The organism is Streptomyces sp. NBC_00539, from assembly GCF_036346105.1.
Classification (GTDB): domain Bacteria; phylum Actinomycetota; class Actinomycetes; order Streptomycetales; family Streptomycetaceae; genus Streptomyces.
In genome coordinates this window covers 6,544,610-6,569,035 of sequence record NZ_CP107811.1, presented here as the reverse complement: position 1 = coordinate 6,569,035, position 24,426 = coordinate 6,544,610, and the positions used below count along the sequence as shown (strand labels likewise).

The window sequence follows — 24,426 nt, the reverse complement described above, 5'->3', positions numbered from 1 at the left end:
CCACTGAGGAGTCGCAGTGCTCTCCGCGCAGTCCACCCCCGTCGTCCGGGCCACCCTCCCGGCGGTCGGAGCCGCGATCGGTGACATCACCGAGCTGTTCTACCGGAACCTCTTCGCCGCCCGTCCCGAGCTCCTGCACGACGTGTTCAACCGGGGCAACCAGGCGAGCGGGGAGCAGCAGAAGGCGCTGGCCGGCTCCATCGCGGCGTTCGCGGGCATGCTGCTGGAGGAGCCGGACGCCCGCCCCGACGCGATGCTCGCCCGGATCGCGCACAAGCACGCCTCGCTGGGCATCGCCTCCGACCAGTACAAGACCGTCCACCGGCACCTCTTCGCGGCGATCGCCGAGGTGCTCGGTGACGCGGTCACCGACGAGGTCGCCTCGGCATGGGACGAGGTCTACTGGCTGATGGCCAACGCGCTGATCGCCGTCGAGGCCCGCCTCTACCAGGAGGCCGGCACCGCTGAGGGCGAGGTCTGGCAGCGCATGGAGATCGCCGAGCGGCGGCAGGAGACGCCCGATGTCGTCTCCTTCCTCCTCCGCCCCGGGGACGGCCGGCCGGCCGCACCGTTCAAGCCCGGGCAGTACGTCAGCGTCCGGACCGAACTCCCCGACGGGGCCCGGCAGATACGCCAGTACAGCCTCTCCGCCGCCCCCGGACGGCCCCTCTGGCGGATCAGCGTCAAGCGCGTCCGCGGCGGGGCGGGGCCGGACGGCGAGGTCTCGTCCCGGCTCCACGCGCACGCCCGGCCGGGCGACGCGCTGACCGTGTCGGCGCCGTTCGGCGACATGACCCTGCCGGAAGGCGACGGCCCCCTGCTGCTGGCGTCGGCGGGGATCGGCAACACACCCATGCTGGCGGTACTCGGCCACCTGGCCTCCACCGGTTCCGGCCGCCGCGTCATCGCGGTCCACGCCGACCGCTCCCCCGCCGACCACGCGCACCGCGAGGAGCAGCTCCGCCTGTTGCGGGCGCTGCCGGACGCCCGCCTGCACCTGTGGTACGAGGTCCCCGGTGACCGGGCACCCGAGGCGACGGCCGGCCACGCCGACGTGAGCGGGCTGGAACTTCCCGGGGACGTGACCGCCTACCTGTGCGGGCCGCTGCCGTTCATGCGTGCGGTACGTGGTGACCTCCTGCGGCGAGGTGTGCCTGCGGAGCGGATCCACTACGAGGTCTTCGGCCCGGACCTCTGGCTGGGTCGGTGAGAACCGCGACCGTTGCCGTGGAAGGGGCTCGCACCCCTGACGGGGCCGGACCGAGAAGGAGGAACGCGTGAACACCGCTTGGGCGGCCGTGGCCGCCGCGGCCGTCTTCGTCTGGCTCGGGATGGTGCTGGCCATCTCCTTCCTTGAGGCGCCGCTCAAATTCCGGGCCCCCGACGTGAGCGTGCGCATCGGCCTCGGCATCGGCCGTCTCGTCTTCCGTGCGCTCAACCGGGTCGAGGCCGTGCTGGCCGTGGTCGTTATCGCGGCGGTCACCGTCGGCGCCCCGTCGACGGCCGTGGTGGTCCTGACTTCTCTCGCCGCCGCACTGCTGGTGGTCCAGCTGGCCGGTGTCAGGCCCGCCCTCGACCGCCGTTCCGACCGGGTGCTGGCCGGGGAAGAGGTCCCCCTTTCGCGGGCACACCTGCTCTACGTGGCCTGCGAGGTGGCCAAGGCCCTCACCCTCCTCGCGCTGGGCACGGCCACGCTGATGCCCTGAGCACCACCCCGGCCGCACCAGGGCTGCGGGACGAAGGACGACGGTGCATCCGAAGGCCGTGGGGGAACGGAAGACAAGGCGTGGGACACGAGCGGTGCGGTGGGCCCGTCCGCCCTGCCGTTCCGCACGCCAGAGGCCGTCGAGACCGTCGGGGAGTAAGCCGTGGCAGCAACCGCGACACCGAAACGAGGAAGGGGCGCCGGCAGCTGGGGGGCGCTCGCCGCCTTCCTCGTCGTGACGTACGGCGTGGCGGCCCTCGGCGCGCTCGCCGCGGCCGACGCGGGTCAGGTCTACTCGTCGCTGGAGAAGCCCTCGTGGGCACCGCCGGCGTGGCTCTTCGGTCCGGTGTGGACGCTCTTGTACGCCTTGATCGCGGTGGGGGCCTGGCTGGTCTGGCGCCACCCCAACCGCCCGAGGGTGCGATCGGCACTCGTCTGGTGGTGGGTGCAGTTGGTTCTGAACCTTGCCTGGACCCCGCTCTTCTTCGGCGCCGGGCAGTTCGGGCTCGCCCTCCTGGACATCGGGCTGCTGCTGGGCGCGGTCGGGGTCACGTCGGTGCTCTTCCACCGGCTCGATCGCGCGGCGGCGCTCCTGCTCGGCCCGTACGTGGCATGGGTGGCCTTCGCCGCGGCGCTCAATGCGGCCATCTGGTGGCTCAACACGTAGAGCGGGCTTTCCACCTCACGCCATGGCCGGGCGCCGCCCGGCCCGCAACACGGCGTGTGCCACGTCGGACCCCGGTTCACGCGTCGAGCGAGGCCAAGCCCTGCTCCCATCGGGCACGCCGTTCCTCGTCGCTCTGCTCCCACCACGGGACGCCACGCTCCCCCAGCGCCGTCTTCGCCACCTGGACCCGGTCCCGGGCGGCGCGCTCGGCCCGGGGGTCTTCGGCACGACGGGCGGCGGCGACCGCGCGCCGGGCGTCCATCAGGTGGGCGCGCAGGCGTGCACCGGCCTCGGCGGGGACGGCGGGGTCGGTGGCTCGCCAGCGGCGGCCGTCGATGACGACGTAGTGCCCGTCGCGGGTGGTGGGCGGCCCGGGTTTCGAGGTCACGGTCGGCGGCTGCCCACGTCCGAGCGTGTTCATTCCTCCCGCCGGGCGCACCGCCCGGCGCCGGGAATTCGGATGCGGGCGCCGCACGGCCACCCCTAGGCTGCGGTCGCCGCGGGGGCGAGGTCCCGTGGCGACCGTCAGTGGATCGGAGATGCACGGGGTATGACCAGTCAGCTGTTCGCGATCTGTTTCCATGCGACCCGCCCGTCGGACCTGGCTCGGTTCTGGTCCGGGGTCCTCGGCTGGGAGCCGGCCCACGGTCCGGACGGCGGCGTCACGATCCTGCCCCCCGACGCCACCGGGTTCCGCATCCGTTTCCTGCCGAGCGAGGAGCCGAAGACCGTCCGGAACCGGGCCCACTTCGACCTGACGAGCACCTCCCCGGAGGATCAGGGGCAGACGGTGGCCAGGGCGCTGGAGCTCGGCGGGAAACACGTCGACGTGGGCCAACTCCCGGAAGAGGGGCACGTCGTGCTCGCGGACCCGGACGGCAACGAGTTCTGCGTCATCGCGGCGGGCAACAAGTTCCTCGCCGGAACCGGCTTCATCGGAGCGCTGGCCTGCGACGGTACGCAAGAGGTCGGTTACTTCTGGAGCGAGGCGCTGGGGTGGCCGCTGGTCTGGGACCAGGACCAGGAGACCGCGATCCAATCGCCGGACGGCGGTAGCAAGATCACCTGGGGTGGCCCGCCGGTCGCACCGAAGGCGGGCACGAACAGGCTGTTCTTCGAACTGGCGCTCCCCGCCGGCGCGGACCGGGCGGCGGAGGTCGACCGTCTGATCTCCCTCGGCGCGAGGCACACCGGTGAGGACGACGGCGCCCGGGTACTGATGCTCGACCCCGACGGCAACGAGTTCTGCGTGAGGCCCGGCTAGCGGGGGCTGTCGTCGAGTGGGGCGCACGCGTCGGAATGGCGGCAGGCGGTGCCCCCGTCGCAGATCCGTCGTGGGACACCGCCCATGATTCGGTCAGGAAGCGACAAAGGATTGCCGGGCAGGCAAAGCGTTCGGCATCAAGCGACAAAGCTCCTTGTCCTGTGCATGACCTCCCGATGGGATCACGGGAGCCGTCAATGCGGCTCCACCCCACACAAGGAGCACTCATGCGCATACCTCGCCCCCGGCTCCGCGCCGTGGCCGCCGCGGCAGGGGCCACCGCCCTCGCCTCCGCGGCCCTGGTCGCCACTCCTGTGAGCGGGGCCGCCTCGGCCGCCCCCGTCGCCGGCCGGCAGGTCAAGCCCGTTCCGGCCGTGGCCGGACACCAGTTGGTCCGCGCCGTCGGCAGCCCGCTGTCCACGGAGCAGTGCCAGGCGAAGTGGAAGATCGCCTGCTACGGACCGCTGCAGTACCGCCAGGCGTACCACCTGGACCCGCTCTACAAGGCCGGCATCACCGGCAAGGGCCGGACCATCGTGATCGTGGACTCGTTCGGCTCACCGACGATCCAGCACGACCTCGACGTGTACAGCAAGCAGTTCGGCATACCCAGCAGCAAGGTCCAGGTGGTCAAGTGGGGCAACGTCCCGGCCTGGGACCCGAAGAACGCCGACATGACCGGCTGGGCCGGCGAGTCCACGCTCGACGTCGAAATGGCCCACGCCATGGCGCCGGACGCCAAGATCGTGCTGGTGGAGACGGCGGTGGCGGAGACCGAGGGCGTCACCGGCTTCCCCGAGATGATGTCGGCCGAGAAGTCCCTGATCGACCGGGGCATCGGCGACGTCATCACCCAGAGCTTCGGCGCGACCGAGAACACCTTCCCGGGCTTCGACAAGGGTGACTTCTCCAGCCTGAAGGACCTGCGGTACGCCTTCAAGGCCGCAGCGGCGCACGGGGTCACCGTGCTGGCTTCCTCCGGCGACGGCGGCGCCACGGACAGCACGGCGGACGGCAGCGGCTACTACCACGAGCGCGTCAACTCCTGGCCCTCCTCCGACCCGCTGGTCACCTCGATCGGCGGCACCCAGCTGCACCTCGACGACAAGGGCAACCGCCTCAGCCCCGAGAGCGTCTACAACGACAACGGAGCGGGCGGCGGCGGCCAGTCGCACGTCTTCGAGCGGCCCGCGTTCCAAAACGGCGTCCGCGGCGTCGTCGGCAATCGGCGCGGCACCCCCGACATCTCGATGGCCGCCGCCGTCAACGGCGGGGCGTGGGTGTACTCCAGCTACGACCCGACCGCGGTCGGCTGGGACGTGTCCGGCGGCACCAGCGAGGCCGCGCCGCTGTTCTCCGGCATCGTCGCCCTCGCCGACCAGGCGGCCGGCCGCCGGATCGGAAACCTCAACGAAGCCCTGTACTCCCTCTACAAGGACGAGCGCTACAAGCCGTCGAGCGGCCTCGTCGACGTCAACGACGGCACGAACAACAGCTATGCGGGCGTGACCGGCTACACCGCGGTCAACGGCTACGACATGGCGACCGGTCTCGGCACCATCGACGCCGCACGCTTCGTGCCGGCCCTGGCGCGGGAGAGCCGACACTACTGACCACCGGACGGCTCACCGCCGTCGCGCACGGCGCCGCCCGGTCCTCCGGGTGGCGCCGTGCGCGTGTCCGGCGCGGACGTGCCGCCTCCCTGGGTTCAGACGGTGCCGGCCGGCCCGTTCGCAGAGCCCTCGCGGGCGGCCTTGGCGAGGCCCGAGTTCCGGTAGGAATAGCCGAAGTAGATGACCAGCCCGATCAGGAACCAGACCACGAACCGGATCCACGTCTGCACCTGGAGATAGGTGATGAGCCAGATGGAGGCGACCACACCGATGGCGGGCGTGACGGGCATGAAGGGTGCGCGGAACTGCCGCGGCAGGTCGGGACGGCGGTACCGGAGCACGATGACGGCAGTGCACACGACCGCGAAAGCGAGCAGGATGCCGATGTTGGTCAGCTCCGCGGCCGCGCCGATCGGCACGAAGCCCGCGATGGCGGCCGATGCTGCGCCTACGATCCAGGTGACGCGGGTCGGGACGTGCCGGGTCGGGTGCGTCTTGGCGAACCAGTGGGGCAGCAGTCCGTCGCGGCTCATGGAGAACCACACGCGCGTGACACCGAGCATGAACGTGAACATCACCGTGAGGATGCCGATGATCGCCCCGACGGCGATCACATCGGCGAACGCGCCGAGCCCCACGGACTTGAAGGCGCTGGAGAACCCGCTCTCCGGGTCGATCTCCGTGTAGTGCTGCATACCTGTCAGGACCAGGCACGCGAGGACGTACAGCACCATGGCGATGGCGAGCGAGTAGATGATCGCCCTGGGCATGTGGCGCTGCGCGTCCTTGGACTCCTCCGCCGCCGTGCTCATCGCGTCGTATCCGAAGACGGCGAAGAAGACGGTGGCCGCCCCGGTGAAGGCGCCTCCCACTCCGAACGGGAAGAAGGGGGTGTAGTTGTCGGTGTTGATGTGGAAGAAGCCGACGATGATGACGAGCAGGACGACCAGCACCTTGAGCACGACGACGACCGTCTCGAAGCGCGCGGCGTTCTTCATGCCGAGGTTGAGCAGGTAGGCGGTGAACAGACAGAGCGCGGCGGCGATGAGGTCGAAGCGGTGGCCCTCCCCCGTCCCCGGTGCGCCGAGCATCCAGGTCGGCAGGCCCGCGCCGGTGTCCGTGAGGAGGAAGTTGAAGTAGCCGGAGATGCCGATGGCGACGACGGCGACGATGGCCGTGTATTCCAGCAGCAGGTCCCAGCCGATGAACCAGCCCGCCAGCTCACCGAGAACCGCGTACCCGTAGGTGTAGGCGGAGCCTGCCTTCGGGATCAGGCCGGCGAACTCCGCGTACGAGAAGGCGGCCGCGGCGCTGGCCACGCCGGCGATGAGGAAGGAGACCAGTACGGCCGGCCCCGCGATGCCGTTGGCGACCGTGCCGGCGAGCGTGAAGATGCCTGCGCCGATGATGCCGCCGACGCCGATCGCGGTGAGCTGCCACAGGCCGAGGGTCCGCGTGAGCTGCTCGCTGGGGGCGCCCTCGGTCTCGTCGATGTGCTCGATCGGCTTGCGGCGCAGTACGCCCTCTCCCATCCGCGGCCTCGACATGTCCGGTCCTTTCCGCAGGTGCTGACGGGATTTCATGATGACGCAGTCGCCGGAACGGCGGAGTGAGGCGCTCCGCACGTCGTCGCGGGGCGGTGGGAGCGGCCGGGGCGGTCGTTCATTGCGGTAGCGGCGCCGGCATCTCGCGCAGTCTGCGCACGGGCGAGCACATGATCGGCAGCCAGGCGAGAGCAAGACCGACGGCCCCGGCCCACAGGGCGGCGCGGGTGGAGACCAGTTCGCCGAGCACGCCGGCCAGGGCGGCTCCGACGGCCAGGGAGCCGGTCAGGACCATGCGCAGGGTGGCGTTCATCCGGCCGAGCAGCCGGTCGGGGGTGAGGCTTTGGCGCAGACTGACCTTGAGCACGTTGTCGACGCCCACCTTGAACGTGGTGAGCAGCCAGCCGACGGCGGCCACCCAGAGGGCCGGCCCCCGGTCGACCAGCGCGATCGTCACCCCTGCGGGGGCGATGGCCAGCCCGAGGAAGCCGAGGACGCGCCCGGGGCCGAGCCGTCCGCACAGCGGGCGGGCCGCGAGCGAGCCGAGCAGTATCCCCACTCCGCCCGTGGCGAGGAACAAGCCGACGGCGAAGCCGGGAAGAGCCAGCTCCCGGACCAGCACGAGGGGAAGTACGGTCTGGCACACCTGGATCGACACGTTGGTGCAGGCGCCCGCGGCCGCAACCGCCCGCAGCAGCGGATGGCCGAAGACGAACCGTACGCCTTCGCGCACGTCCGCGAGCAGACGGCCGCGCTCGGCGGCCCCGGGCGCCGGCTCCGGCCGGCGTATCCGCGCCAGGCACAGCGCCGAGCCGAGGTAGCTGACCGCATCGAGCAGGATCGCCGCCGGTGCCGACAACAGGGCGATGAGGAATCCGGCCGCGCTCCGGCCGCCGATCTGAGCCACGGCGTCGATCGTCACCAGCAGCGAGTTGGCGCGGGTGAGCCCGTCACGGCCGGCCAGTTCCGGCAAGTGGCTCTGCGCGGCGACGTCGTAGAAGACGGTGGCCGTGCCCGCCAGCAGGACCACGGCATACAGCTGCCCGATCGTCAGGGCGCCGAAGGCCCAGGTGACCGGAACGGAAAGCAGCAGGGCGGCCCGGAACAGATCGGCCGCGATCATCACCGGGCGCCGCCTCATCCGGTCCACCCAGGCACCGCAGGGAAGTCCGACGAGCAGGAACGCCAGTGTGCCGAGCATCGCCAGCAGGCCGACCTCGCCCGCGCTGCTCCGCAGTGCCACGATGGCAACCAGAGGAATCGCCAGGGCGCTGATCGAACTGCCCAGCTTGCTCACCGCCGTGGCGGCGAGCAGATGCCGGTAGCCGGCGTGGTGCAGCGGGTGGCGTGTGGGCGCGCTACGGGGCTCGCCGAAGTGGGTCGTGGTCATGGGGGTGAGCTTGGCCAGCGCACCCCGCATCCCGGAATGGATTTAGGGTGGACTGAATCCATGGGGGCATCGGATGTACGGGAAGGGCGGCGGGCGGCGTGCTGGAGCTGCGGTTCACGGCCCGGGACCTCGCCCGGACCCGGTTCGCGCTGTCCCCGCTGTGGGAGGTCGTGGCCAGTGTCCGGATCCTGCGGGATCCCGGCAGGCACGCGGTCTTCCGGCCGTGGTCCGAGCCGACGGGACGACGGCTCGCGGCGGAGCGGCTGGACTGGTCGCTGCTGGCCGACCTCGTTCCTGACCCGCCGCGCGGCATCCCGCTCTTCGTCGCTCCCCCGCCCACGACTCCGCTGGCCGATCTCGGGACGGAGCTGGCGGTGCTCCGTGCCACGCCCGCCGAACAGGTCCGCGCGGGCCTCGACGGCAGGCTCGCGCCGCGTTCCGCACGCCTGGACGCACTGCGCGAGGACCCGGAACGAGGGCTGGGACGACTCGCCGAACTGATCGGGGCCTACTGGGAGATCGCGCTCGCCCCGTACTGGCCGCGGATGCGCTCGCTGCTCGAAGGCGACGTACTGCGCCGGGCACGTCTGCTCGCCGAAGGGGGCGCGGACCGACTGCTCGGTGATCTGGACCCCGCGGTCGGCTGGGACGAGGACACGCTGCGCGTCGGGCACCACTACGCCCGGGGAACACGACGCCTCCACGGACGCGGACTGCTGCTCGTACCGTCGGTCTTCGCCTGGCCGCACGTTTTCACGATCACCACGCCCGGATGGCAGCCGACGCTGCGCTACCCGCCTCTCGGAGTGGCCACGCTCTGGGAGCGGCGGACGACGGTCACCGAGCCGCTGGCCGCGGTCATCGGCCGCACCAGGGCCAGGCTCCTGGCCGAACTCGACACTCCCGCCTCCACCATCGAGCTGGCCCGCCGCACCGCCATGACCCCGGGTGGCGTCTCCCAGCACCTGACCGCGCTGCGCTCCGCCGGGCTGGTCGACGGCCACCGGGCCGGCCGCTACGTGCTCTACACACGCACCGGGGCCGCTGAGGCGCTCCTGGCCGCAGCGGCTGGCCGCTAGCGGCGTCTGACGCGCAGGGGCGGGGAAGGTAAGGGCAGGGGGTGGTTCGCATGGCGTTGACGGGTGGAGTGGCGACCGGCGTGGCGTGGTGCCTGGTGTTGCTCGCCGGGGCGCTGCGGCTCGGCGGCGGAAGGAGCAGGCCGCGCGGCAAGGCGCTGTCGCCGGTCGAGGTGGGGCTGTTGCGCGGGGGCGCGCGCGGGGCGGCGCAGACCGCACTGGTCGAGCTGTACCTCGTCGGCGCGGTGGAGGCGGGGTTCCGGCAGACGGTGCGGGGCGTCGCGGACCGGCTGCCGCCGCACGGCAGCTCCGCGGTGGCCCGCGCGCAGTACGGCGCGCTCTACCGGGCCGTGCACCCCCGTCGGCTGCGGGATTACGAGCGGGTGGAGGAAGCCATCCGTCACACCACCCGGGCGCTGGAGTGTGCGGGACTGCTGGTGTCCGCGAAGCGGCGGTGGGCCGCACGGGCCGTGCTGCTCCCTGTGTTCGCCGCGGCGCCCGTGCAAGCCGCCGCGGGCGGACGGGCGGCCGGGTGGCTGTGGCTCGCCCTCCTCGCCGACGTCGCCGCGGCGGCGTTGTGGGCGCGGCCCCGGCGCACCCCGCGCGGCGCGACGCTGCTCGCCCGACTGCGCCTGGACCACGCCGGAACTCGCCGGGCCACGGAGCAGGACGATCCGGGCGCGCTGCTGCTGAGCGTCGCCCTGTTCGGCGCCCCGGCGCTGCGCGCCCAGCTCCCCCGGTTCACCGGGGAGAGCGGGCTGCTGACCCGCCCTCCGAGGGAACCGATGGAGCGGGGCGGGGGCGGCGGCCGGCCCGAGACGTCAGGCGGGTGCGGCGGGTGCGGGGGCTGACGAGCGCCTCCTCCGTCCCGGCAGCAAGAAGCCCCCGACCGGCCCGAGGACGGGCCGGGCACCGGTGACCCCGGCGCAGTGCAGCGCCGGGGCCACCGGTGAACGAAGCAGGTCAGCGCTCCGTCGTACCGTTGCTGCCGTACGAACGGCGCACCGCGTCGGCGGCCTTGTCGGTCTGGGCGTCGTACTTGTCACCCGTACGCTCATCGATCAGCCGCTCGACGCTCTCGACACCCTTGTCGGCCTGGTCCGGGTGCCCCTTCGCCAGCTCCTTGGCCTTGTTCGCCATGTCTCCCAGCTTGCTCATGAGTACCTCCGCGGTAGTCCGTGCGTCGTACGCAGCCGCGGATACCCTGCCGGCCCGCTCCTACGCCCGGGTGCGACGAGCACGTCCGGGGCCCGGCATCCCGTGGCACGGGGCGGACGGTGCGTTCTCCGGTGGACCGGACCCGGCCGACCGGCCGCGCTCACGGCGCCGAGTGGACCTCCAGGGCGGTTCGCACCGCGGATTCCAGGGCTCCCTCGATCCACGCGGGCTTGATGGAGGTGTGGCATCCCCCGAAGTGCAGGTTGCCCTCGGGCCTGCGGACGTGCGGGAAGAGCTCGGTGTGCTGGCCCGGGAGCAGCACGGACGCTTCCCCGTAGGCGTAGGCGTCGCGCATCCAGGACTGGGTCCGCCCGACGCCGGTGTAGAACACCTCGATCCGCTGCCCGTACACGTCCTGAACGCCGGCGAGGGCGCGCGGGTAGCGCTCGGCGTCGTCGAACGAGTCCCACTTCAAGGCGTCGTCGGACCAACTGTAGGACGCGAGGAGCACACCGCCCTTGCTGCCTTCGACGGGGTAGGACGGCTGGAACATGAAGCGGTTGGGGTTGTCCGTGGCCGAGCCGCCGCCGATGACGCCGACCGCCTCGGGCTGATCACGGGTGACGAGCCGACAGGCGGCGTAATGGGAGCGCTGGGCGGCGGAGATGTGTCCCTTGGGGACGGAGGAGTGGGCGCCCAGCAGGGTGCCGTCCACCGGTGTCTGCCCCAGCTGGTACTTGCGGTACAAGCCGGGCCGTACGGCTTCCAGTTCGCGCTTCCAGTCGGCTTCGTCGAACTCCCACCAGCGGCGGCTGAACTCCAGCAGGACCTTGGTCGCGGCGTCGTAGTGCAGTTCGGTGACCGCGCGGCGCTTGCCGTAGGAGAGCGCGGGGGTGACGGGGATGTGGCGCAGACCCGAGAAGGGGACGGTGATGATCGCGGCTTCGGCGGTGAACGTCTCCCGTTGCACCGGGCTGCCGCCGCGGCCCTCGGAGACGGTGTCGATGGTGACCTTGCCCTCGCCGTGCGTGATGCGGGTGGCCCGGCGGTCGAGCCGCACCAGGTCCTTGACGCGGGCGTAGAGCGCGTCGGCGAGGGTGGCCGTGCCGCCGGGCAGCTCGAAGAACGCGGTGTCGGGGCTGATCAGCGAGGCACCGATGAAGCTGTGCACGAAAGCGAGGTGCAGGCGCGAGGTGAGGTTCTCGACGGTTCCGATCAGGTCGATCGTCCGCTCGTCCAGCTCCGCCTCCTCCGTCAGGTACCGGTACATCGACATGTGGCCGTAGCGCTGGATGACGCGGGCCCAACCTTCGACGAGCGCCCTGTCCTCCTTACCCTCGATCTCCTTGCGGACGGGCGCGAAGGCATTGCGTACGATCTGCGCGGCGGGGACCGACTCGTAGGCCACCGGAACCCCGAAGGAGCGGTTGACGGCCTGCGGGCTGCGCGCGTAGTCGGCCCGGCGCACGCGGATCCCGTTGACGAAGATCCACGTGCGGTACGCCGGGCGACCGGCTCCGTCGACGTCCACGAGGTGGAACCGCCTGCGCTTGAGGCCGAGGCCGTCGATCAGTCCGGTGACCAGGGGGTGGCTGTCGGGGATGCGCATGGCGCCGGCTTCTGCGTACTGCTTCGGATCCGCGAAGGGCGCCGGGGACTTCTCGTGGCCGCCGGTGCGGAAGGTTTTGATCCGCCCGCCCACCCGGTTGCCGTTGGCCTCGATGACGGTGACCTGGTGACCGGCCTGGTGCAGCAGGTGGGCGGCGGTGAGGCCGGCGGGGCCGGCACCGATGACCAGGACCTTCCTGCCGGTGCGACGTGATCGGGGCAGGCCGTTCTTGAGCAGGATGTCCGCGTAGCGCGGTACCAGCGGCTGATCGTCGTCGTCCCGCACGAGGATGGCCCTGGCGATGGCGAGGCACGTCTCCCAGTCGGTCTCGGGGGCGCTCGCCGGAGCCCGCGTGGGCGCGGCGGACGCCGTGGCGCGGGACGCCGTGGCGCCGGACAGCGCGGCGACTCCCGTGGCGGCGGCCGCTCCGCTGATGACGGTACGGCGGGACGGCCGGCGTGCGGGCGCTGGTGCGGGTGCGGAGCCGTCGGAGCCGTCGGAGCCGTCGGCGGAGGGAGATGTCTGAATGATCATGAGCGAACTCTGGCGGCAGCGCGCTCCCGGATTGCCGAAAAGGGGCCGAATCCACCCGGATGTGCGGCACGTGCTCGGATGCTGACGAACCGTCCACACGGCTGCCACCGTCGGGTGCGGCATCCGGCAGACCGTCACCGTCCCCACCGCAGTGGCCGGGACGGTGACGTCCCCTCCTTCAAGGGGGCACGGCGTGCTCATCCCCGAGCTCGGTCACTGGCCGACCGTGCAGCACGCGCATGCCCCGTGCTCGCCGTCGAACCTCGGCCGTTCGGGGGAACTCGCCGCGTTCTCGGAGGGCGGCCGGACCCCGGATGACCACGTCGAGATGCCCGGGGCCGCCCGGCTGGTCAACGAACCGTCGGCGCTCTGACCGCAGCAGGTGTCCGGACCGGATGAGGCGCCCGCCCGCCATCTCCCCGCCGCGCACGGCATGGCCATCGGCGGCGACCTCTACGACGACGTCCAGGGCCACCCTCTCGAAGCCGCCACGCTCATGGGACAGATCCGCACCGCCGCCCATGCCGACCCCACCGCCGGACGACCCGGCCGGCGTGGTGGGGGTCTGTCGCGACGGCTGCCGTGGGCTCAGTCCCCTTCGGCGGTACGGGCGCGGGCGCCCGAGCGGGTGCGGGCCTGCGTCTGGGCCCGCTGCGGGTGACGTCGCAGGTACTCCTGTTCCAGCTCGTTCATCCGCTTCGTGTGGGTGGCCAGCGCATCGTCGGACCCGTGCAGCAAGGTCTCGTGGCGCGTGCGGTGGATGGCCTCCAGCTCCTTGAGCAGCACGCTTTCCTCAAGGTCACGGGCCGACGGGCCGCCCTGGTGATCCGTCATCGCAGGTGCGCCTCCTTCTGCTCGCTCAGTCGGGGGTGGGCGCGGGGCCGCCCCAGGCGGCCCACGGACCGCTCCCTCCATCATGCTGCCGCTCGGGGACGGCTGCTCGTCCCGACATGAGGTGTCCGCGCGAGGGCTACTCCTTGGCCGGGTCGGCGTCCGGTCGCTTGACGATCCGATCTCCGACCGCGATCGACTTCCAGAGCCGGCGGCCGATCCGGACCTTGACGGATTCACCGTCGGTGAGACGGATCTCGACGAAGTGGTACATGTTCGAGCCGTCGAGCATGCCCCGGGACTTGTCGGTGACGACACCTTCGTAGGAATCGTCGCGTCCGAATTCGCGTGGTTTCGACATGATGTGAAGTCTAGGGAGCGCGACGACCCCTCCCATAGGGCGGCGCATCACCTCTTCACCAGTACAAATGTCATGCGGCAGCGGGGGCGAACGTACCTCAGTGAACGGCGTGTGCCTCGCCGTTCACCCGGTGCTTGAGCAGCCTGGTCAGCCAGACGCCGGTCAGGATGAGGACGACCCCGAGCCACCACAGGTGTCCGTCGAAGACGAGCACGGCGATCCCCACCGGTACGAGCATCCCGGCCAGCGGGAGCAGCAGGTCCGCCAGCGGGGGAACCGGCCGGTCCCCGCGGGCCCGCGCACGGGCGACCTCGGGGTACCAGACCGTGAAGCGCAGGGCCGCGACGATGGCCAGGATCTGGATGATCCACCCGGTCCAGAGGTTGTTCGGGTTGTGCAGGACCAGGTCTCCGTAACCTCCGGCGACGGCCGCCACCAGGAATGCCGCCCCCCAGGCCGCGGTGATCAGGTAGTTCGTCCGCAGAAACACGGGCGTCTTCCAGTAGGCCGGGGGGACCTGCTCACGGGCGTACTGGAGGGTGAACGGCATCCGGACCGCCATCGAGCCGAAGGCGATGGCTACCAGCGCGAGGTTCGAGATCTCTCCCGCATACGTCTCCAGCCAACGGTGAGTGCCCGGGCTCGCGACCGCGCCGACGACCGCCATGATCGCGAAGAACACGAGGTCGGAAACCTCCAGGATCTTCACCGATCCCCCGGCTGCGACCAGACGACCGCCGATCACGAGAGCCAGCGAGATGAGGAGGGCCGCCCCGACCGCCCACTCGAAACGTCCCGGCCCCACGAGGACCGAGAAGGCGATCCAGGGGGACATCCCGACTAACGGGCTCCCGAGGAAACCGGAGAGCGACCTGCCGGAACGAGCACCGTCCGTCGCCGCCATGGGCCAGCCCTTTCTGCCGCCACCGCCCCGCAGTCCCATCCAACGTACCCCGCGGGACGGAAGGCGGCAGGTGACCGGCGGCGACGGGGCTCGGGGGGACGGCGCGCCGTACGAGGTGGGGCAGGGCGCCCCCGTGCCAGACGCCCGACCGGGAAGGCCCCGGTCGGGCGTCTATGTGACTGCCGGCCCCGTGGAGGGGGCCAGATCCTCATCCCTGGTCGGGATTGTTTCCCTGGTTCTGACCGGGGTTCTGGTCCTGGCCGGGGTTCTGGTCCTGGCCGGGCACCTTGTTCTGGTCCGTCTTGTTGCCCTGCTCCTGGTTCGGGTTCTGCTCCTGGCCGGGGACCTTGTGCTCATCGGTCTTGTTGCCCGGCTCCTGATTCGGGTTCTGCTCCTTGCCCGGCACCTTGTGCTCGTCCGTCTTGTTACCCGGCTCCTGATTCGGGTTCTGCTCCTTGCCCGGCACCTTGTGCTCGTCCGTCTTGTTACCCGGCTCCTGATTCGGGTTCTGCTCCTTGCCCGGCACCTTGTGCTGGTCCGTCTTGTTGCCCGGCTCCTGATTCGGGTTCTGCTCCTTGCCCGGCACCTTGTGCTCGTCGGTCTTGTTGCCCGGCTCCTGATTCGGGTTCTGCTCCTTACCGGGCACCTTGTGCTCGTCGGTCTTGTTGCCCGGCTCCTGATTCGGGTTCTGCTCCTTACCGGGCACCTTGTGCTCGTCGGTCTTGTTGCCCGGCTCCTGATTCGGGTTCTGCTCCTTACCGGGCACCTTGTGCTGGTCCGTCTTGTTACCCGGCTCCTGATTCGGGTTCTGCTCCTTACCGGGCACCTTGTGCTCGTCCGTCTTGTTACCCGGCTCCTGATTCGGGTTCTGCTCCTTACCCGGCACCTTGTGCTCGTCCGTCTTGTTACCCGGCTCCTGATTCGGGTTCTGCTCCTTACCCGGCACCTTGTGCTCGTCCGTCTTGTTACCCGGCTCCTGATTCGGGTTCTGCTCCTTACCCGGCACCTTGTGCTCGTCCGTCTTGTTGCCCGGCACCTTGTGCTCGTCCGGCACCTTGTTCTGGTGCGTTTCAGGGGGCTTCACCACCGGCTGCTGGGGGGCCACGGGAAGGACCGGGTACGGCGACTCGGGCTTTTGGCCGCTAGGGGCGGGAATCTGGTGGTCGTGGCCGCCCTTCGCGTCGCCGCTCGGGCGCTGGTACCACTCCTTGTGGTTCTGATCGAACATCGTCACGGCCTTCACCGGCTTCTCGGCGGGCTTGACCGCAACGAGAGCGGTGGAGCGGAAGGACGACCACTGTTTGCCGCTGTAGGCCTGCTTGCCCTTGACCGCGACGGGTGGAGCCAGGGGGTTTCCGCAGGCGCAGCGGACGCGCGGTACTCCGTGGTTGTCCACCAGTACGGGCGTGCCGGCTTGCAGGACCGCCTGGTAACTGGTGGCCGCGCCGTTCCTGTACCCGTGATTGGTGACCCTGGTGTCCCAGCTCAGCCGAACGGGCGTCAGTGACCGCAGGTAGGAAGGGACGCCGGACTCCTGGATGTTCAGCGGTTCGGCGAAAGCCTTGCGCTTGTCCGTGTGCTGCCCAAGGAACTGGATCTGCTTTTCGACGTTGCAGCTCGCGACGTTCCGCGTACCGCCGTACAGCCCCGGCTGCGCGCCGTCGACCTGAAGGGTGCGTGTACCGCTCGCCCCCGTCTGGGAGGTGTTGGCCATGGCGGGCGTGACTTCGGTCGTCTCGGACGCCGTAGCCGTCGAGGGAGTGAACGGATCGATACCGGCCGCCGAGGTGGCTGTGAGGAAGACCTCGCCGCCGCTTGCCGTGTTCCCGCCCATGACGGTGAAGGCGAGGACCACCGCCGTAGCGATGCCCACTGCCGCGCCGGCACCCAGGACGGTTCTGCGCGACCGCCACCCGTGAGCCGGTCCCTTTCGGTGCCGGTCCGGCTCGCCCGGCTCACCGCTGCCGGTCGGCGGGGCGGGAGGCCCCGGCGGTGGCGGTGGTCCCGCTGGTGGCGGCAGACCGGGCGGAGACGGCTGCTCATCCGTCGGCCGAGCGGACAACGGACCGGACGGCGGCCCGGTGGGGCGCTCGGACGAAGGCGGTAGGGAAGTCACGACACTCTCCCCTCGTCGTGGGACACCGGGGAAACGATGGTCATCCGCATTGCGTGCTCCTCTGGCCAGTATGGCTCCACATCCCGAGGACGTGAATCATGGAAATTCCACTCCCGCGAAAAAAGGAGGGAAGACGCAGCCGAACGGCCCGTCCCTCCACCTGACGCGTGTGGGTGGGTCACGCGCTGCGGCGGCCCACGCTCCGAGTAGGCCCCTGGCCTCGGTGCGCGTCATGGCGCGAGTTTTCGTGACTTGACAGGGGCTGGGACGCGGAGCCGCCTGAGCACCGGCCGGAGGCACCGGCACCGGAGGGGACGGGGAAGCCCCCACCTCCTCGGCGGCGTTCTGGTCGGGGCCTGCCTTCCGCTCCGACGACGGGGCGTCCGCGTACGTCTCGTGGGGCATCGCACCGGCCGGTACGGGACGGGGCGACCCCCCGCTCAGGCTCCGGCTCCGGCTCCGGCTCCGGCACGGTCGGTACGGCCATCCCTGTGGGCCCGCAGCGGAAGGGCCTGGGGCCCGTCCGTGACGCTTACGCCGCGTTTACCCGGGCTCTTCGACGGCGTCAAGTCCCGAGTCCTCGGAACATGACCCTGCCGGGACGGGCGGGCCTACTTGAAGCACGGACCTCGCCGGGAAAGCGAAAGGGACAGAACGGCAAGACGGAATTCGTCTCCGAAAACGTTCCCTTTCTCCGAATCGGCGCTTGAAGACGGTCCATTGGTTCAACCCCCATATCGGCACATTCATCGGTAGGAGAAACTCATGACCAGCAACGCTCACCTCACTGACGACGTCCGTCCCAACCGTCGGGGCTTCCGCCTCGCGATGATCGTGGTCTCGGGCGCCCTGCTGTCCGGTGCCGCCATCCTGCCGGCCTCCGCGGCAACGGTGTCCGCCATGCCCGCCGGCCCGGTGGCGAGCGTCGTCCAGGGCCACGACTGGCATCACGACCACGACGACGACCACCACGACAACCACCACAGGCACCACCATCACCATCACCACCACCACAACCACCACCACGGCCACCACCACCACAACCACTGACGAACACGACAGGTGAAGGCCCGGGCCGCCCCTCGCACAGCGGCCCGGCATGGCCGGAGCGCGGTCGGCCGCCTCTGAGCGACCGCCTTGGTGCGGCAACGGCTTCGTGGAAAGACGTCGGAAAGGAATCCACACCGCAGGGAACCGCGGGCCGGGCTCTCGGAGGGAGCCCGGCCCGCAGGCGCGTCGGCAGTTCACGTCACCGGCCGTGCCGACGCGCGCGACCGTCGTCACCGCGCTGCGTTGGTGCTCGTCGCCCCGCCGGATGATGCTTGTCAGTGGAGCCCCGTGCAGGTTCCCGTGGTCCGGCGGACAGGTAACGAACGAGGGCGAGATGAGCGACGATGGAGCGACTTCCCACCTCTCCTGGTGAGCACCCGGAGAAGACGGACGCCTCCCCCGAGCCGGCTTACTCGGCCACGGCCGGCATCAACGACCAGGGCACCGTCACCGAGTGGAGTGAGGGTGCCCGTCGTCTGCTCGGTTACGCCCCCTCAGAGGTAGTGGGCCTGCCCGCCGCCCGTCTGCTCGCCGACGGCGCCGCCGATACGGTGTGGCCGCTGCCGCCCGGGCAGGAACGGTGGAGCGGCACCGTGGCGCTGCGGCACCGCAACGGCCTACGGCTGGAACGGGGACTGCTCGCGCACCGCGTCGCGTCCACCGGCGGGTCCACCGAATGGTCCGTGGTGTGTGCCGTGACGGCCGGGCCCCGGCCGCCCTTGGACGATGCGTTGAACGAATGGGCGTTCACCCAGTCCCCCTGCATCCTGGCGATCTTCGATGCGGAGCTGCGGCTGGTACGGGCGAACGTCGGCATGGAGCGCACGCTCTCCCTCATGGAGGCCGAGATGCGCGGGTTGCGCCTGCCGGAGATCGCGCCCGATCCGGTGAGCCACGAAACCGAGCGCAGTATGCGGCTGACGCTGGATACGGGTGAACCGCAGTACGTGAACGCCTTCGTCCGATCGGCGGGAGCGGGTGCGCAGGAGCGCGGCTGGGCCACCTCTCTGGCCCCCTTGCGGGGTCCGGACGGCCGCGTCGTCGCCGTGTACCTGGCCGCGCACGACCGGACCGCCGGCGGGGCCGAGGCCGGGGCGGACCGTCAGGAAATGCTCGTGCCCGACCACACGGACCCCGTCATCGGTACCACCCCCGACAGTGCCCGGACCGCGCAGGAACTGGCCGACATCGCCGTCCCCCGGCTCGCGGACTTCGCGGTCGTCGACCTGCTGGAGCCACCGCCGCGCGGGGACGATCCGACTTCCCGCCCGGCGGCAGGGCCCGTCGCCGCACGCCGGGCCGCCGCGCGTTCGATCCTCGCCGGAATGACGGAAGCCCAGGTCGGGGTGGGCGAGACGACCGTCTACCCGCCGCTGTCACCGCCCGTGGAGTGTCTGGCCGCGGGACGGGGCGCCGTCTACGGGAGTGCCGACCCGGGCATCGCCCGATGGATCGCGCAGGACGCGGGAGCCGCCCGGATCAGCGGAGACGGCACCCATTCGATGATGGTCCTGCCGTTGCGCGCCGACGGCATGACCTTCGGCTTGGCCTTCTTCAGCCGTCACCAGCACCGGGAACCGTTCCAGGCGGAGGACCTGTGGCTGGCCGAGGAGCTGACGACCAGAGCGGCCGTCGGCATCCACAACGCACGCAGGTTCACCCGGGAGCACACCACCACCATGACGCTGCAGCGCAGCCTACTCCCGCACACGATGCCGACGCAGGCCGCACTCGAGATCGCCTCGCGCTACCTGCCCGCCAGTACCGGGGCCGGCGTGGGCGGCGACTGGTTCGACGTGATCCCGCTGTCCGGCGCGCGGGTGGCCCTGGTCGTCGGCGATGTCGTCGGCCACGGCATCCGTGCCACCGCCACGATGGGCCGGCTGCGCACCGCGGTACGGACCCTGGCCGACGTCGACCTGCCGCCCGACGAGCTGCTCACCTACCTCGACGACCTCATCATCCACCTCTCCGCCGACGAGGCCGGCCAGGACGCCTCCGCGGAGGCCGCCGGGGGCATCGGTACGACCTGCCTGTACGTGGTCTACGACCCTGTCACCCGGCGTTGCACCGTCGCCCGGGCCGGTCATCCCCCGCCCGTCGTGGTCTCCCCCGAGGGCTCCGTCTACCTCCTCGACGTGCCCGCCGGCCCGCCGCTGGGCCTGGGCGGCCTGCCCTTCGAGGCCGCCGAGGTCGAGCTGCCCGAAGGCAGCATCCTCACCCTGTACACCGACGGTCTGCTGCGGGCCCGCGACCATGACATCGACGACGCCCTGGACGCCATGTTCGAGGCCCTCATCCGGCCCGCCTCCACGCTGGAGACGGTCTGCGACCGCGTCCTGACGGCCATGCTGACCCACCCTCCGGAGGACGACGTCGCCCTGCTCGTCTCCCGCACCCGGGCCCTCCATGCCGACCAGGTCGTCGTCTGGGACCTGGACTCCGACCCCTCCGTCGTCGCCCAGGCCCGTCGGTACACCACCGACCAGTTGGCGGCCTGGGGGCTGGAGGAGGCCGGCTTCGTCACCGAACTCGTGGTCAGTGAACTCGTCACCAATGCCATCCGTTACGGCGCGGCGCCGATCCAGCTGCGGCTGATCCACGAGAGCGAGAACAGCACTCTGATCTGCGAAGTCTCCGACGCGAGCAGTACTGCCCCCCATATGCGGCGGGCCCGGATCTTCGACGAGGGAGGGCGGGGCCTGCTGCTGGTCGCGCAGCTCGCCCAGCGCTGGGGCACCCGGCACGCCCCCGTCGGGAAGACCATCTGGGCCGAGCAGTCCCTCGTCGGGTTGTGAGGACACCCGCACTCGGGGTTCCCTGTGACGCGCCTGTGACAGTCGGCGGACACGGCCATGACGTCACGAAGCCACGCTTTGAGTAGGGACAAAAAGCGACATTGACGCATATGTCCCCTGCTTCCGAGGACGTGAGCAGCGATGACCGATCCGATCCGTCGGAGGAAATCCCATGAGCCTCACACTCGCCACGCCGCAGACCCCCACCGTGACGCCTGCCCTGGCCCCGCGGGAGCAGGAGGCGCTGCGGCACATCGCCGCCGGGTGCACCTACCTCCAGACGGCCCGGCACATGGGACTTTCCAAGCACACGGTCGACGCCTACCTCCGCCGCATCCGGGCCAAGCTGGGAATCAACAGCACGGCGGAGATGACCCGCCTGGCCATCTCCCTGGGTCTGTGACCCCCCGGTCTTCCCGGTAACGACCGCCGGCCCCGTTCCTGCACGTCCCCGTCCCCTCCCGCATCCGTCGGGTTCGGGCGGGGACGTTCGTGCGTGCGCAGTACTACGCCGTGCCCGGAAGGCGGCGGAAGACCGGCCGCGCCCAGCGGGGAGGCTGCGGCGGCGGCGTGTTCTTCGCCGTCGCAGGATGCCGCGAAGCCACCGGAGACGACACCTCGGTACCCTCGGCGGCCTTGCCGGCTCCGATCCCCGTTGCGGCCCGCAGGGCCGCCATGAATTCCAGACAGGAGCCGTAACGGTCCTCGGGGATCTTCGCCAGGGCCTTCGCCATGACGTCATCGGCGGCGGGGGCGATCCCCGGGCGCCTTTCGGTCAAGGGAGGGGGTGGGTCGTACTGGTGGGCCCACAGCAGCGCCACCACGTCATCGCCCCGGTCGAAGGGGGGCCCGCCCGCGAGGGACTCGTAGACGACACAGGCGAGGCTGTAGAGATCGCACCTGCCTTCCACCGGACGGCCGGAGATCTGTTCCGGCGCCATGTAGTCGACCGTGCCGACGAACTCGCCCGCGGTGGTGAACCCCGTGAGCGCGAGTGACCTCTTCGTCAGCCCGAAGTCCGTGAGGTAGACGTGCTCGGGATGGTCGCTGTCGGTGCCCGTGGTGACCAGGATGTTGCCGGGCTTGACGTCCCGGTGCACCAGCTCGTGCTCGTGGGCCGCGTCCAGTGCGGACGCCACCTGGGTGCCGATGCGCAGGGCGGTCGCGACGGGGAGCGGACCGTCCCGGTCCAGCAAGGCCCGCAGGTCCGGACCGGCCACGTAGCGCATGGCGATGTAGAGGACGCCGTCGGTTTCACCCGCTTCGTAGATAGGAACGATGTGCGGGTGGTCGATCTGCGCCGCCACCCGCGACTCGTGGGTGAAGCGGCGCCGGAAGGTGTCGTCGCGGGCTCGTTCCGGGGCGATCAGTTTGAGCGCGACCGTACGGTCCAGGCGCAGGTCCTTCGCGCAGTAGACGACGGCCATGCCCCCGCGGCCGATCATGCTGTCGACCCGGTAGCCCGCGATCTGTTTGCCGATCAGTCCGGAGGCTCGATCCGTGTGGACGCTCAGGTCAGGTCTCGAACTCATCGGGCGCCCCCGTCCCCCGGCCGGACCGACGAGGCCCGGCGCCGCCGCGGTGCGCGTTGGTGAAGGTGTCGATCATGCCGACCCCGTCCTCGATGGTCCGTGGGCAGCCTCCGCACGCATACTCCGCCCTCGCGCCGTCGGGCACGAGCGTCGCCCATCGGAGGAACTGCCTACCCGAAGTCTATCCAGTGATCCACACGTGTGCCGGGTGACGGAGGCCGGTCGCACCACGGCCTCCACCGGGACACGGGGCCCCCGGCGGTCGTCAGCCGGCGCCGCCGTTGCCGCCGCGGCCGCCCTGACCGCTGGTTTCGCAGCCGGTACCGACGCAGATGCCGCCGTTGCCGCCGCGGCCGCCGTCGCCGCCGTCACCACCGGGGGGCGCGGCCCCGCCGTTGCCTCCGTTGCCGCCGTTGGCGCTGCCGCTGCAGACGCCGGCGCAGATACCGCCCTTGCCGCCGTTCGTGCCGTTGCCGCCGGGCCCGCCGTTCGTGCCGTTGCCACCGTTGGCGCTGCCGCTGCACAGTCCGGCGCAGATCCCGCCGCTGCCGCCGTTGGTGCCGTTCACCGATCCCGTGCAGTTGCCCGCACATATCCGGTCACCTACGCGGACGCTGCCGTTCCCCACCTTGACGCTGCCGCTGCCGAGTTTCACGTTGCCGAGCACCGATCCGTTGGCTGCGAACCGGCCGCCGCTCGGGCGACCGTCACCGCTGCCGAACGGCGAGCCGAGGGAGTGACCGACGGATGCAGCGGCCGGCTCGTACGTGGGCGCCGCCGTGGCCACGGGCGTCATCGCACCGGCACCGACCAGGGTCGAAGAGATGACGAGCCCGAGACGGAACTTCCAAGAACGCACACGCATGACATTCATCCTTGTCGTAGAGATCGCTTTTCCTTGACGCGGTTCCGTCCGCCCGCTGCCCGCGGTCCGTGTACGCGCCCTTTGTACGCGGAGGCCGGCGGTTGGACCCGCCGGCCTCATTTCCTCCCCGAGACTTTCCGCCCTTGGTCCGCCACCCTCGCGTGGTGCGGGTTCAGGCAGGGACGTCCGCGCCCATCAGGGCGAACCAGTCGCCGTCGAGGTAGTCCTGCTTCCAGGTGTCGAGCTGGTCGTGGGAGACGTCGTACTTCTTGGCGATCTTCTCCTTCGTCTCGTCCGAGTCGTCGGTTATGAGCACCATGACGATGTACACCTTGTCCACCATCGACAGCTTCGACTTCGGCTTGTCGGGCAGGTCGTCGAACCGGAGGCAACCCGAGCGGCCGGGCTGGCCGGGCTGACCCGGCTGACCGGGCTTGCCGCCCTCGCCACCCTTTCCGCCCTCGCCACCCTCCCCGCCCTTGCCGAACGCGGCGCAGGGCTTGGGGTGGTCGGCGGCGGCCGGAACGCTGATGCCGGCCTGGGCGTGGGGCGCGGACGCCTGCGCTGCGCACGCCGTGCCGGTGAAGAGAGCCAGGGAGGCCGCCGCCAGGATGAGCGGACGCTGCCAGGTAGTTCTGAACATGGGGGTTCTCCGTTTCCGTACGCACGGGGTATTCGCTTGCGGGGGCTGCGCCCCGGATGTCGCCGGACTGGCGCTCGGGGCTTATCGGGGGATGGGGGTGTGGTGGGGATGGGGGTGGAGGCATCGGGTGCCTCCACCCCCCGGGACCCGGTCCGGCTCAGAAGATGCTGCGCCCGCCGGCCCCGCCGCCGCCGCCAAGGCCACCGAGGATGCCGCCGAAGCCGCCCTTGCCGCCCTTGCCGCCGTTGCCGCCCTGGAAGACGCCGTCGCCGCCCTTGCCGCCCTTGCCGCCGTTGCCGCCGATCAGGACGCCGTCACCGCCGCCACCGCCGCCACCGGCGTTGCCGCCGAACAGGCCGCTGCCGCCGTCTCCGCCCTTGCCGCCGTTGCCGCCGATCACGCCGTCGCCGCCGCCACCGCCGCCGCCACCGCCGCCACCGGAGAGGACACCGTTCCCGCCCTTGCCGCCGTTGCCGCCGTTGCCTCCGACGCCCAGGACGCTGCCGCCCCCGGAGCCGCCGGAGCCACCGCCACCGCCGACGAGGCCGCCCCCGCCGTCACCCCCGTCCCCACCGGCGCCACCGGCGGTCGGGAAGGCTGCCACCACGTGGGCCGGCACCGGAGCGGCCACCGCCGCGGAGGCCGGAAGGGCGATTCCTCCTGTGATCACGGCGGCCGAAGCGACCAGCGTCGCGAGGCGGAAACCTCGGCGGTTGGGACGGGCGACGTTGTTGGTGCGAATCTTGCGGTTCATGACTTTCTCCTG

General features: G+C 71.0%; 24 protein-coding genes. 11 read left to right on the top strand and 13 right to left on the bottom strand.

Translation table 11 applies throughout. The features are described 5' to 3' along the window. Positions 1–16 precede the first annotated feature (16 nt). The 3 genes from OG861_RS29740 to OG861_RS29730 all read left to right on the top strand — a co-directional run bounded on the left by OG861_RS29740 (position 17) and on the right by OG861_RS29730 (position 2,372). Positions 17–1,210: a globin domain-containing protein gene (locus OG861_RS29740; RefSeq protein WP_329192269.1), complete on the top strand. Its 1,194-nt coding sequence runs from the start codon at positions 17–19 to the stop codon at positions 1,208–1,210. 67 nt (positions 1,211–1,277) lie between these two features. Beyond that, on the top strand, positions 1,278–1,706 hold the full coding sequence (locus OG861_RS29735; protein ID WP_329192271.1) for a hypothetical protein: 429 nt from the start codon (positions 1,278–1,280) through the stop codon (positions 1,704–1,706). Positions 1,707–1,868: 162 nt separating this feature from the next. Next, positions 1,869–2,372 (top strand): TspO/MBR family protein, encoded by a 504-nt coding sequence (locus OG861_RS29730; protein ID WP_329192273.1) that lies wholly within the window; start codon positions 1,869–1,871, stop codon positions 2,370–2,372. 76 nt (positions 2,373–2,448) lie between these two features. Here the strand turns inward: OG861_RS29730 and OG861_RS29725 are convergent, their stop codons facing one another. Further along, on the bottom strand, positions 2,449–2,760 hold the full coding sequence (locus OG861_RS29725) for a hypothetical protein (RefSeq protein WP_329192275.1): 312 nt from the start codon (positions 2,758–2,760) through the stop codon (positions 2,449–2,451). Positions 2,761–2,922: 162 nt separating this feature from the next. On the opposite strand from OG861_RS29725, the gene OG861_RS29720 reads away from it, so the two are divergent. After that, complete coding sequence (locus OG861_RS29720; protein WP_329192277.1) at positions 2,923–3,636, top strand: VOC family protein; 714 nt, start codon at positions 2,923–2,925, stop codon at positions 3,634–3,636. A 227-nt stretch (positions 3,637–3,863) separates the two neighbouring features. Then, on the top strand, positions 3,864–5,249 hold the full coding sequence (locus OG861_RS29715) for a S53 family peptidase (protein ID WP_329192279.1): 1,386 nt from the start codon (positions 3,864–3,866) through the stop codon (positions 5,247–5,249). Positions 5,250–5,344: 95 nt separating this feature from the next. Here the strand turns inward: OG861_RS29715 and OG861_RS29710 are convergent, their stop codons facing one another. Both OG861_RS29710 and OG861_RS29705 read right to left on the bottom strand, forming a co-directional pair. Then, positions 5,345–6,796: an amino acid permease gene (locus OG861_RS29710; RefSeq protein WP_329192280.1), complete on the bottom strand. Its 1,452-nt coding sequence runs from the start codon at positions 6,794–6,796 to the stop codon at positions 5,345–5,347. A gap of 115 nt (positions 6,797–6,911) precedes the next feature. Continuing rightward, entirely contained in the window at positions 6,912–8,183 is a 1,272-nt protein-coding gene (locus OG861_RS29705) for an MFS transporter (RefSeq protein ID WP_329192283.1), read from the bottom strand. A 98-nt stretch (positions 8,184–8,281) separates the two neighbouring features. Between OG861_RS29705 and OG861_RS29700 the strand changes: the two genes are divergently transcribed. Both OG861_RS29700 and OG861_RS29695 read left to right on the top strand, forming a co-directional pair. Beyond that, a complete protein-coding gene (locus OG861_RS29700) occupies positions 8,282–9,262 on the top strand; it encodes an ArsR/SmtB family transcription factor (RefSeq protein WP_329192285.1) in 981 nt (326 codons plus the stop codon). 50 nt (positions 9,263–9,312) lie between these two features. Beyond that, positions 9,313–10,110 (top strand): TIGR04222 domain-containing membrane protein, encoded by a 798-nt coding sequence (locus OG861_RS29695; RefSeq protein WP_329192287.1) that lies wholly within the window; start codon positions 9,313–9,315, stop codon positions 10,108–10,110. A gap of 112 nt (positions 10,111–10,222) precedes the next feature. On the opposite strand, the gene OG861_RS29690 is transcribed toward OG861_RS29695, so the two are convergent. Then, a complete protein-coding gene (locus tag OG861_RS29690) occupies positions 10,223–10,417 on the bottom strand; it encodes an antitoxin (protein ID WP_329192288.1) in 195 nt (64 codons plus the stop codon). A gap of 160 nt (positions 10,418–10,577) precedes the next feature. Next, positions 10,578–12,560 (bottom strand): flavin monoamine oxidase family protein, encoded by a 1,983-nt coding sequence (locus OG861_RS29685; protein WP_329192291.1) that lies wholly within the window; start codon positions 12,558–12,560, stop codon positions 10,578–10,580. 193 nt (positions 12,561–12,753) lie between these two features. On the opposite strand from OG861_RS29685, the gene OG861_RS29680 reads away from it, so the two are divergent. Beyond that, positions 12,754–12,933, top strand: coding sequence for a hypothetical protein (locus tag OG861_RS29680; protein WP_329192294.1), 180 nt, complete (start codon positions 12,754–12,756; stop codon positions 12,931–12,933). Between the two features lie 215 nt (positions 12,934–13,148). Here the strand turns inward: OG861_RS29680 and OG861_RS29675 are convergent, their stop codons facing one another. The 4 genes from OG861_RS29675 to OG861_RS29660 all read right to left on the bottom strand — a co-directional run bounded on the left by OG861_RS29675 (position 13,149) and on the right by OG861_RS29660 (position 16,529). Next, the gene (locus OG861_RS29675; RefSeq protein WP_329192296.1) at positions 13,149–13,394 is read right to left on the bottom strand and encodes a DUF6158 family protein; all 246 of its coding nucleotides are present in this window, start codon (positions 13,392–13,394) and stop codon (positions 13,149–13,151) included. 136 nt (positions 13,395–13,530) lie between these two features. After that, on the bottom strand, positions 13,531–13,752 hold the full coding sequence (locus OG861_RS29670) for a DUF7489 domain-containing protein (protein WP_329192298.1): 222 nt from the start codon (positions 13,750–13,752) through the stop codon (positions 13,531–13,533). A gap of 97 nt (positions 13,753–13,849) precedes the next feature. Then, positions 13,850–14,587, bottom strand: coding sequence for a hypothetical protein (locus tag OG861_RS29665; protein ID WP_329192300.1), 738 nt, complete (start codon positions 14,585–14,587; stop codon positions 13,850–13,852). A gap of 277 nt (positions 14,588–14,864) precedes the next feature. Then, the gene (locus OG861_RS29660) at positions 14,865–16,529 is read right to left on the bottom strand and encodes a DUF6777 domain-containing protein (RefSeq protein WP_329192302.1); all 1,665 of its coding nucleotides are present in this window, start codon (positions 16,527–16,529) and stop codon (positions 14,865–14,867) included. Between the two features lie 1,008 nt (positions 16,530–17,537). Between OG861_RS29660 and OG861_RS29655 the strand changes: the two genes are divergently transcribed. The 3 genes from OG861_RS29655 (at position 17,538) to OG861_RS29645 (ending at position 21,023) form a co-directional block, all read left to right on the top strand. Beyond that, positions 17,538–17,822, top strand: coding sequence for a hypothetical protein (locus tag OG861_RS29655; RefSeq protein WP_329192304.1), 285 nt, complete (start codon positions 17,538–17,540; stop codon positions 17,820–17,822). A gap of 344 nt (positions 17,823–18,166) precedes the next feature. Beyond that, a complete protein-coding gene (locus OG861_RS29650) occupies positions 18,167–20,620 on the top strand; it encodes a SpoIIE family protein phosphatase (RefSeq protein ID WP_329192306.1) in 2,454 nt (817 codons plus the stop codon). A gap of 172 nt (positions 20,621–20,792) precedes the next feature. Further along, a complete protein-coding gene (locus tag OG861_RS29645) occupies positions 20,793–21,023 on the top strand; it encodes a response regulator transcription factor (RefSeq protein WP_329192308.1) in 231 nt (76 codons plus the stop codon). 103 nt (positions 21,024–21,126) lie between these two features. Here the strand turns inward: OG861_RS29645 and OG861_RS29640 are convergent, their stop codons facing one another. The 4 genes from OG861_RS29640 to OG861_RS29625 all read right to left on the bottom strand — a co-directional run bounded on the left by OG861_RS29640 (position 21,127) and on the right by OG861_RS29625 (position 24,414). Continuing rightward, positions 21,127–22,152, bottom strand: a complete 1,026-nt coding sequence (locus tag OG861_RS29640; protein ID WP_329192310.1) for a serine/threonine-protein kinase — start codon at positions 22,150–22,152, stop codon at positions 21,127–21,129. A 265-nt stretch (positions 22,153–22,417) separates the two neighbouring features. Beyond that, entirely contained in the window at positions 22,418–23,017 is a 600-nt protein-coding gene (locus OG861_RS29635) for a hypothetical protein (RefSeq protein WP_329192312.1), read from the bottom strand. A gap of 172 nt (positions 23,018–23,189) precedes the next feature. Continuing rightward, on the bottom strand, positions 23,190–23,660 hold the full coding sequence (locus tag OG861_RS29630; RefSeq protein ID WP_329192314.1) for a hypothetical protein: 471 nt from the start codon (positions 23,658–23,660) through the stop codon (positions 23,190–23,192). Positions 23,661–23,817: 157 nt separating this feature from the next. Further along, a complete protein-coding gene (locus OG861_RS29625; protein WP_329192315.1) occupies positions 23,818–24,414 on the bottom strand; it encodes a hypothetical protein in 597 nt (198 codons plus the stop codon). Positions 24,415–24,426 lie beyond the last annotated feature (12 nt).

Excerpts from the sequence above, each read along its gene's own strand:
- OG861_RS29655 (WP_329192304.1), top strand. The coding sequence starts at position 17,538 with ATGACCAGCAACGCTCACCTCACTGACGACGTCCGTCCCAACCGTCGG.
- OG861_RS29710 (WP_329192280.1), bottom strand. The coding sequence starts at position 6,796 with ATGTCGAGGCCGCGGATGGGAGAGGGCGTACTGCGCCGCAAGCCGATC.
- OG861_RS29650 (WP_329192306.1), top strand. The coding sequence starts at position 18,167 with ATGGAGCGACTTCCCACCTCTCCTGGTGAGCACCCGGAGAAGACGGAC.
- OG861_RS29640 (WP_329192310.1), bottom strand. The coding sequence starts at position 22,152 with ATGAGTTCGAGACCTGACCTGAGCGTCCACACGGATCGAGCCTCCGGA.
- OG861_RS29705 (WP_329192283.1), bottom strand. The coding sequence starts at position 8,183 with ATGACCACGACCCACTTCGGCGAGCCCCGTAGCGCGCCCACACGCCAC.
- OG861_RS29645 (WP_329192308.1), top strand. The coding sequence starts at position 20,793 with ATGAGCCTCACACTCGCCACGCCGCAGACCCCCACCGTGACGCCTGCC.
- OG861_RS29685 (WP_329192291.1), bottom strand. The coding sequence starts at position 12,560 with ATGATCATTCAGACATCTCCCTCCGCCGACGGCTCCGACGGCTCCGAC.
- OG861_RS29670 (WP_329192298.1), bottom strand. The coding sequence starts at position 13,752 with ATGTCGAAACCACGCGAATTCGGACGCGACGATTCCTACGAAGGTGTC.
- OG861_RS29630 (WP_329192314.1), bottom strand. The coding sequence starts at position 23,660 with ATGTTCAGAACTACCTGGCAGCGTCCGCTCATCCTGGCGGCGGCCTCC.
- OG861_RS29690 (WP_329192288.1), bottom strand. The coding sequence starts at position 10,417 with ATGAGCAAGCTGGGAGACATGGCGAACAAGGCCAAGGAGCTGGCGAAG.
- OG861_RS29720 (WP_329192277.1), top strand. The coding sequence starts at position 2,923 with ATGACCAGTCAGCTGTTCGCGATCTGTTTCCATGCGACCCGCCCGTCG.
- OG861_RS29665 (WP_329192300.1), bottom strand. The coding sequence starts at position 14,587 with ATGTCCCCCTGGATCGCCTTCTCGGTCCTCGTGGGGCCGGGACGTTTC.
- OG861_RS29675 (WP_329192296.1), bottom strand. The coding sequence starts at position 13,394 with ATGACGGATCACCAGGGCGGCCCGTCGGCCCGTGACCTTGAGGAAAGC.
- OG861_RS29715 (WP_329192279.1), top strand. The coding sequence starts at position 3,864 with ATGCGCATACCTCGCCCCCGGCTCCGCGCCGTGGCCGCCGCGGCAGGG.
- OG861_RS29625 (WP_329192315.1), bottom strand. The coding sequence starts at position 24,414 with ATGAACCGCAAGATTCGCACCAACAACGTCGCCCGTCCCAACCGCCGA.
- OG861_RS29695 (WP_329192287.1), top strand. The coding sequence starts at position 9,313 with ATGGCGTTGACGGGTGGAGTGGCGACCGGCGTGGCGTGGTGCCTGGTG.
- OG861_RS29635 (WP_329192312.1), bottom strand. The coding sequence starts at position 23,017 with ATGCGTGTGCGTTCTTGGAAGTTCCGTCTCGGGCTCGTCATCTCTTCG.